This window comes from Mycoplasmopsis fermentans PG18 (assembly GCF_000209735.1).
Taxonomy (GTDB): Bacteria; Bacillota_I; Bacilli_A; order Mycoplasmatales; family Metamycoplasmataceae; genus Mycoplasmopsis; species Mycoplasmopsis fermentans.
In genome coordinates this window covers 669,134-678,559 of record NC_021002.1, presented here as the reverse complement: position 1 = coordinate 678,559, position 9,426 = coordinate 669,134, and the positions used below count along the sequence as shown (strand labels likewise).

The 9,426-nt window shown below is 23.8% G+C and carries 4 protein-coding genes and 1 pseudogene; 2 read left to right on the top strand and 3 right to left on the bottom strand.

The window, feature by feature from the left end; all coding sequences use genetic code 4:
* Positions 1-246: 246 nt before the first annotated feature.
* Complete coding sequence (locus MBIO_RS04705) at positions 247-1,344, top strand: IS256 family transposase (protein ID WP_015511078.1); 1,098 nt, start codon at positions 247-249, stop codon at positions 1,342-1,344.
* Between the two features lie 343 nt (positions 1,345-1,687).
* On the opposite strand, the pseudogene MBIO_RS05300 reads toward MBIO_RS04705, so the two are convergent.
* Positions 1,688-5,499, bottom strand: a pseudogene (locus MBIO_RS05300) (rhoptry family protein).
* A gap of 154 nt (positions 5,500-5,653) precedes the next feature.
* On the opposite strand from MBIO_RS05300, the gene MBIO_RS03085 reads away from it, so the two are divergent.
* The gene (locus MBIO_RS03085) at positions 5,654-7,492 is read left to right on the top strand and encodes an ABC transporter permease (protein ID WP_465120162.1); all 1,839 of its coding nucleotides are present in this window, start codon (positions 5,654-5,656) and stop codon (positions 7,490-7,492) included.
* A 7-nt stretch (positions 7,493-7,499) separates the two neighbouring features.
* Here the strand turns inward: MBIO_RS03085 and MBIO_RS03080 are convergent, their stop codons facing one another.
* On the bottom strand, positions 7,500-8,237 hold the full coding sequence (locus MBIO_RS03080) for an ATP-binding cassette domain-containing protein (RefSeq protein ID WP_041594232.1): 738 nt from the start codon (positions 8,235-8,237) through the stop codon (positions 7,500-7,502).
* A 1-nt stretch (position 8,238) separates the two neighbouring features.
* Positions 8,239-9,417 (bottom strand): ABC transporter thiamine pyrophosphate-binding lipoprotein p37/Cypl, encoded by a 1,179-nt coding sequence (cypl, locus tag MBIO_RS03075; RefSeq protein WP_013526851.1) that lies wholly within the window; start codon positions 9,415-9,417, stop codon positions 8,239-8,241.
* Between the last annotated feature and the right edge of the window lie 9 nt (positions 9,418-9,426).

Below are 9,426 nucleotides of genomic sequence, written 5' to 3'. Positions count from 1 at the left end.
AGTCATTGAAATAATCTTGACAGTCATTGGATATGTCAATTCTACTACACAGTATAATACATTAGCAACTATTGATAAATTATAAATTAATATATATGACCNTAATTCCTTTTCAAAAGGGGTTCATTTAATATTTGGATTAAAAAAATATTATGACTAATCCATACAAAAAGTAATTATTATTTTTAAGTTGGACTACAAAAAGTTTTGTGTAAAGTTTTAAAATCCTTTCTTAATAGATAAAATATTATCAAGAAAGGATTTTTTATTTATGAAAAGAGAACCAATAAATCCTGTTATTGATGAAATAACAGAAAAATTTTAGAAAATTATAGAAATGGTTTTTCTAAGAAAAATGTTAATAGTCAATATGGTCACATTCCAAGAGATCGTGAAGCAAAATTTGAACCAATAATCATCAAAAAGTATGAACGTGATATTTTTGAATTAGTTGATATGATATTTGTTTTATATTCTAGAGGAATGCCAACAAGAGATGTAAGTGATTTTATGTTTAGCAAATATGGCGTTAATTATTCTCCAGCACAAATAAGCCAATTAACTAATGAAATTGTCGAAGATGTAAGATTATGACAAGAAAGAAAACTTGAAACATATTATCCAATAATTTATATTGATGCAGTACATTTTCATGTTGTAGATAATAATGTTGTAACTAAGAAAGCAACATATGTTATTATGGGTATTAATGGTGATGGACAAAAAGAAATTCTAGGACTTTATATTGGAGAAAATGAATCTGCAAAGTTTTGAATGTCTGTCCTAAATGCTCTTAAAAATAGAGGAATTAGTAAAATTAATATTATTTGTTCAGATAATTTAAAAGGTATACAACAATCTATAGAAGCTGTTTTTCCTGATAGTAAGCAACAACGTTGCATTGTACATATGATTAGAAATTCTGTTAAATATGTTAACTACAAAGATATGAAAGAATTTTGCAAAGATTTAAAATCTGTATATCAATCTAATGATGTAAAAAATGCAATGGATAATTTGGATATTTTTGAAGATAAATGAGGCAAAAAATATCCTACATCTATTTCAATATGAAGACGAAATTGATCTGAAATTTCTACAATGTTTGATTATTCTCCTGAAATAAGAACGCTTATTTATACTACTAATCTAATCGAAAATTTAAATAGTGTATTTAGAAAATATACAAAAACAAAAAGGGTTTTCCCATCTGATGATAGTCTTTTAAAAATTATTTTTCTAGCATCTCAACAAATCATAAAAAAATGAAGTAATTCAAGAATTAGAAATTGATCTAGCATTTTAAATGAATTTAAAATAATTGATTTTGAAAATGAAGAATAATTTTTTCAAATTTTAAAAGCTTTGCTTCTTTGGCTTCAAAGAAGGCCTCTCCCTTAAATGAATTAAGGGAGAGGGGAGAGGAATTAAGATTTCTTGCATAGCAAGATCTTTTTTCCTATTTTAAAATTCAAATTTTAAAAATAAGATAATGTTTTTTTTAGACATTATCTGATTTGTTCTACAATATTGTTAGGTGTTGATCTAAAGTTAATTCCTTTCTATTGAGAAAGGGAGAGACTTTACACAAAATTGGAAACAATCTTTCTTTTTGTAATTCAAATATTAAATGAACCCCTTATGAAAAAGAAAGTTTGGGGTTCATTTAATATTAAATTTCATTAATTTATCAAATAAGTTTGCTATATGTATTATTACTTGTTGTAGTAAAGATATTTGATCATTTATCTCAAATTGAAACTGTTTCAGAAGACGAATTATTTTTCAAAATGTATCTTTCGGTGATTGCATATTCTGATTTTCAGTACATTCTATTTCATAAGTAATATGAAGCATCAAAGTTTCCTAGTGGGTTATCAAGAGTAAATTTAAAGATGTAATTTACTCATGAAATAGGTTCACCATTATGTTTTAATAAGAAAGAATTTGAAGCATGGTCTACTGTTCTTAAATATGAGAATAATGTATTAGAAAATGGCATATATTCAAATAGTGGGTTAGTACTATCATATTTTTCATCTGATGTATGAGCAGCTGCTCTATAGTAAGGACCATTAAAATCACTCTCTGTTGGATTTCCATCTGGACCCGGAAGAGTATATGATTCTCCATAGTTGTTATGAACTCAAACTCTATTTCTTAATGGATTATTTCCAATTGCGTAATGAGATTTGTTTTCTTCTCCACTTCATCTTTCTCATATTCCTTCATAATATCCATTGCTTGTTGGATTGTTATATTTAATGAAATCAAAAGCATATTTTATTTTGTAAAGAGCATCGTTTAAATTAACAAAATTGTCTTTAAAATCATTTTTAAACATTATTTTAGAATCTGATATTTTTTTGATATTTGAAAGCATTTTTTCAGTTACTGTTTTCTCATATTCTATTAATTTGGCCAAAGTATATAGATCATCATGCCCACTTCAAATATCATCACCTACTGCTTGTAAAAAACCATTTGATTTCATATTAGGATATTTTTGACTTATATATTTAACTGCTGGTTGGTTACCAGTAAGACTACGGTTAATAATTGTATGTCAAGGTTTATAATTATCATTTTCAATTTCTTCACCTTGTTTGATTTCACTAGTAGTATTTCCTTTATCTACTCCATATCGGTGTCATGAATATTCAGCTCTAACTTTATCACCTTTAGAATTTCCTCAGCCTCCATTTGTATTACCTTTTGAGTATCCTCCAGTATCTAAATCTGAAATACGATCATATAGATGTTTTTTGCCTAAAACTTTAGGTTTAGCTCAAATTTTTGATTTTTCATCTCAATTTGCATTATTTTGTGAGACAGATGTTGGTCTATACAATTTTGTTGGAGATCAGTATACATCACCATAATTAAATTTTTCATGTAATAAGTAAATTAGTTTGTTTAAGAAATATTCTCTTAAATCTTTAACAGCTGATAAATAATCATTTTCTAAATAATTTTTAATTAAATCATTATTTGTAAAATCAACACCACCATCAAGTTGTTGCAAAGCTTTTAAACCTTCACTATCTAATTTAGAAATTTGATCATTTTTAATTGCATTCATTTCATTTTTTGCAAAAACAAGTGAACTTTCTTGTTCTGAAGTTAATTTTGCTTTTTGTTCAGTTTTTGCTTTTTCTTTTACATATTCATTATAGTAATTAAGAACACCAAATCATTTTTTAACAAAGTTAACTTTGTTGTCTTTATCAGCTTGAACAGCACTAAAGTTTTCTGTAGAATTAACATTTTTATAAGCTTCAATTGCAGCATCAAAAATTTTGTTTTTATATTCATATACTTTAGAATCCACATTTGCTATTGCTGCTAATTTTGCATCCATTTCATTGTATGATTCTAAGCAAAATTGAGCTTCATTTTCTAAGAAATTACTATAAAGTTTATCTTTTTCATTAATTGATGAAATAAAATTATTGATTAAATTAATTTTTTCAAATAGTCCTTTAAATTTTTCTTTGTCATTTTGAATTTCACTATTTTCAATTGAAGATATTTCTTTAGTTGATAAATTAGGTTTGTTATTATTAATATCTTCAATTATTTTTTTAACATCTTCGAATTGGTCTAATGTTTTTAAATTATCAAAAACTTTTGATAAGAAATTAGCAATATTTGGATTTGCATTACTAATAAGTTTTGAAATTTCTTTAGGTTTTGAAGCAAAGTTATTAACTTTTTGTAAGTTTAAATCAGTTGCATTTTTTATAATTTGAAATATTTTTAAATAATTTGTTTCATATTCTTTAAGATTTGAAATTATTCAAAGAATGTTGAAATATTATCAATTTTGTTGTCAATATCAGAATCTAAATTAGCTTTTAATAAAGGATCTAGTTTAGTTTGTATATCAATTATGATTTATAAGAAGTTTCAAATAAATAAAATTCATTTAATGTTGTTTTGTTTGCTTCTAATGTTAAATTAAATTCATTTAATCTTGATTTAATATTAACAAAAGCTTTTTTAAACCCATTTTTTATTGAATCTAATTCATTTTTGCTATTAACATATTCATTAATTAATTTGTTTCTGCCTTCAATATAATTATCTCATTTGAGAGAACTTAATTCAATTTTAGATTTTTGTACAAATTCATCAATAATTTGTTTAGAGTTATTTAGTTTAGCTAATTTAACTGTTGTTTCAATTGAATCAGCATTTGAATTATAGGCATTTAAAAATTCTTTAATAACAGACTGAATAGAAGTTGTTAAATCATTTTCAACATTTAGAATAGCTTGAATTTTGTTAATAAATTCATCTAATTTTTCAAAAGAAATTTGATTTGAACTTTCAACAAATGAGTTAAATTCATTAAGACCATTAATAATAGGTGTTAATGATTTGTTGCTTAAGTCTAGAATTTGAGATTTGTTAAATAATTTTGTATTTTCAATTGTTTTGACAAAAGTATTAACATAACGATTTATATATTCCTTCGTATTTCCATATGATTGTTCTAATGTTTTACATGCTTTAATAATATCTTCTATAATAACACTTCTATTTACTGAAACACCGTTTTTTTCTAATATAACGTCATAATTATTAGAGTCAAATCTTGACAATAAAATCTTTTTAACAGCATTAATAGGATTTAAAATTGGAGAATTATTACTTGCAATAGTATTAGCATCTTCTATTTTTGCTGATAATTCTTCTATTTTATCTATGTTTGACATGAATTTTTAATTAAGCCGTCTTTTTAACATATTTTTTAATAATTTTGTCATTTCAAACATGAAAATCAGATTTAATAAAATCTGCTGCCTTATTAATCATTTCAGTTGAAATGTTAGGTTTTGTGTTACTTGAAAGTGCTTCTTCTTCGATTTTACTTAAAGTGTTTTGATAATCTTTAATTTTAAGTTCTAAAGAATTTAATTCACTTTTACTATTAGCATCAACAAATTTTTCATCTGCAGTTTTTAAAGTTAATAAATCATTACTACGAACAACAAAATCTTGGATTGATTTTTTGATATTTTCATATTCGCTTTGATTAATAACTTGTTTTGTTCTTTCCACCATTTCTGGTAAAAGATTTTGAATTATTTTCTTTTCATTACTATGTTTTACAGCTCTCATATAACTTTTGTTACCAAAGCGGCGGCCAACATGATATGAAGAGTGTTGATCAATAATTCCTTGTAAATCTTTAATAAGTTTTTCATTTGAGTCAATTTGAGTTTGACACAAACTTAGTTCATTTCAAAGACTAGAAAGTCATTCTTGATTCTCATATTTCTTTCAAATTTCTTTTAATTTGTTGTCTTTTTCTTTTAATTTTTGATTTGATTCTTTAAGGTATTTTATATTGTTTTCAATTCACAATTTTTCTTTTTTATAGTTTGAATGGTCAACTGCATAACCAATTAAAGTACCAGCTGATACTGCACCAACAATCCCGGCAGAAATATCCATTGTTAAAGCTACAATTTTTTTTGTGCTATTTTTCATAGTTGTCTCCTTATATTTAACATAAAAAAATTAAATTTTTGGGACATAAGGAAAATTATGCCTTAAAAATAACCATAAAAAGCACCAAAAAAGGTAAAAATTATTTTCTAAAAGCACAGCTTATTTATTAATTTAATGGTAAAATATAAATATATTGACAGAGGTATTTACCTATAAAACAGGTGGATTGAGAAAAACTCTTAGAGCTGATCAGGTTAATACCTGCGGAGCAAGTTCAATTAATTTTGAATTCAAGTGTTTTAATCCTTTTACTCTATCATGAAAGGATTTTATTTTGCAAACAAATCAAATAGAAAACAAAAAATATCATTATTCATGATTATTTGATATTTATGTTAATAGCAAAAATGAAAGTTATAAAAAACTCAAAAGATGAGTTAAAGTAACTTTTATTTTGCTTATTCTAATAATTTGTTTATATTCATTATTATCTTTTGATTGAAAAATTATGGACAATAATTCAGTAAAACAATTAAAAAATGATCTACAAAGATTATTTACTTTTAATAATATAAACTCTTCATATCCCGCAAATAATTTATGAATTTTATCTTTAAGTTTTTTATGAAGTACCATTCAATATACTGCATTAGGAAGTCTACTTGGTTTTCTTTTAGCTTTAGTAACAAGCTATTTAGCTTCTTGAAATTTACATAAAAATAAAATATTACCAATAATAAGTAAAATAATAATTACGCTATTAAGAACTTTACCAATATTCTTTTTTGTATTTCTTTTTACTTCAAGCTTTGATAGATTGCTTTCAGCTTCTTTGATATTGACTTGATTTACTTGACTTTGATTGCATAAATATTTATGTGAATTATGAGAAAACAGTAAAGTTAATTTTTATTGAAATTCAATTTTACTAGGACAAAATAAATTTGCTTCTTTTATTAATAATGTTTCTTATCGTAATAAGAATAAAGTAATAGTGTTATTTCTTTATTCATTTGAATCAAATATTAGATGAAGCAGTGTTTTAAGTACTTTAGGACTTTTTGGAATTGGAGAATTAATCAATAATCCTCTTAAAAGTGGTAACTATAGCGTTATTGCAATTCCACTTCTTTATTTAGCACTAATACTATTAATATTAGAAATTTATAGTTTAATAATTAATCACTTAATCTTTAATCCACTTAAATTAGAAATTAACAATAAAATAAAAGGTTTAGTTCGAGTTAAACTATATTTAATAATTAGTTTTTCATTAATTTTTTTAACGAGTGTTATTACACTTATTAATATTAAATATCAATTTAATTTAGATATTTTTAAAAGTAGATGAAGTGAATTAACTTATAAAGCAAATTATTCAATTTTGAAAAGCGAAAGTTATTCTATTTTCAAAGAATTACTAATTACTATCAAAATTACTATTGCCAGCATTTTCTTAGCTTTTATCTTTTCAATTTTTGCTTCTTTTTTTGCAAACGATAAAACAAATAATAAATTTGTGAAAATAATAAGTAAAATGCTTTTAGCATTCTTTAGAACTATACCAATAACCTTATTTTTCTATTTATCAATTAATCTTTATTATTCAAGAGAAGTCATTTTAATTTTAGCTTTATCTTTTACTACAATGCGTTCAATGAGTAAATTTTATACTGAATCAATTAATAATATTGATCAAAAATTAATTGGCAATTATTTATTATTAAATAAAAATAAAATAACTCTATATTTTGAATTTATTTTACCTAGAGTAATTAAAGATTTTTATAGTTATGCAGCTTTTAGATTCGAATTAATCTTTAGAAACATTATTAATTATGGAACTTTTGCAGCTGTTGGTTTAGGCGCTAGATTAAATTATTACCAAAACAAAAATGAATGACAAAAAGTTGGAGCTTTAATATTAATCTTTTGACTTTGTTTAATTTCCATCGAATTAATTACAACCTTAATTAAATATCACAAAAGCATAACTATTTGATTGAAATTCAAAATAAAAAGCCTAAACTAGTTAGACTTTAATATTGTTCTTGAAATTCTTTTTCGCTTATATTATTAGCTTGTTTAATAAAAACAAGTCTCTTATTTTTTAATAATAAAATATAATCCATATATTCTAGCGAATTAGTAACATCATGAATGTTACATAATAATAATGCATTATTATCATGAACATATTTTTGCAAATATTTTAATATTTTTTTAGTATTAATAAAATCTAAATTACTTGTTGGTTCATCAGCCAAAATAATATTTTTATTTTCAAAAAAGATTGAGGCTAGTTCCACTCTTTGTTTTTGACCACCGCTAAGATCTTTAACTGGTGTATTAATATAATCAAAAATATCTAAATATTCTAAGATTTTTGCTAGCTTATTTTTTTGTTCTTTAGTTAATATTCTAAAAACTTTGTAAAATCAATTATTATAGATATTATTTGACTTTCTTTTAATATTTTCAATGACATCATCTGTCTCAATTAAAGAAGGCTCTTGAAATAAAAAAGAAATATCTTTTTTAACTGTTTTATAGGTCTTTTGATCAATTTTATTGATATCTTGATCATTAATTAATATTTGCCCTTTAGCTATTAATTTTGGTTCTAAAATAGCTTTAATCAAAGTACTTTTCCCAACCCCACTAAGCCCATAAATTCCATAAGTTTTGCCACTTCAAAAATGATATTTAAATGCTAAGACCACTTCATTTTGATAAGCTAAAGTTACATTTTTAAATTCAATTTTGTATGTTTTCATATTATTGTTTCATAACTGCTTCTATTCTATTTATAAATTCTGTTTGTTCATTACTAATAACTGAATAATGATTTAGACCTCATAAATTTCCAACATAATTATTATTTTTATTTGCTAATTCAATATAAGTTTGAGCTAATAATTCTAATACATTTTTACTTAGTGAATTATTTGCTATAGCCACATTATAAGGAATAGGATCAGTTAAAGTTAACATTTCATAAGTTTTATTTTTATCTTTAACATAAAAATCTCTATTTTCTAATGCTTTATTTCCATGATTACTATAAGCAAAAGAATTCTCATTATCAAAAGCTATATGATAATTTGAAGAATTATCCTTGCCCAATTCTTTAGCTTTTCCTTTTTTAAAATATTTGGAATTTGAACTTGCAAAAGAATCTAGTGTAAAGTTTTTGTCTAAATTAAATTGTTTTTTTAATAATGCTTGAGGTAAATGATATTTTGATGCACTATCATTACTTCCATAATAAATTCCTTTTTTATAAAAAGTTTCTCAATCTTTATCATTTCAAGCTTTTTTGATTAAATTTCTTTCTTCATTAGTACCATAAATTCAAATACATCCTCTTTGATGATCTACATATTTATCAGCTTCATACATATTTAAAAATTTATAATCAACAAAGCCGCCCATGCTTTTGTCACTTCAATTTACATAGCCACCTTCACTATTGAATAATTCATTTTCATATTGAGCTTGTAAAGTTGCGAAGTTATTACTTTTACTTGGATCATAAAGACTTTGATCATTGTAATTTAAACTACTTTTTGTTTTAAAAGCTCTAGTTTTTGTTTGCATAAAAGCTACAACATTTTTATTTTTATTATTCAAATATTCTTGATAATATCTTCAAGCTCCGGGAAAAGCCACTTGAAATTTGTTTAAATTAACTTCTTTAAGTGTTGCGCTTTCACCATTTCCTGAATCATGAAACGAAACAACTTTTTGATTTAAATTTGCTTCTTTCATTTTCATATTAAAAACTTGATTAAATACTTTTGTATATGCATCTAACTTTTCTTTATCTGCATATTTAATACCTTCCATTTTAATTTTTATTTCTTCAATATTAGGTTGATATTGGCAACCAGCACTAATACTTCCTAAAGCAAAAATACTTGAACTTGCTACAATAAATTTATATATTTTTTTCATAAAAAAATC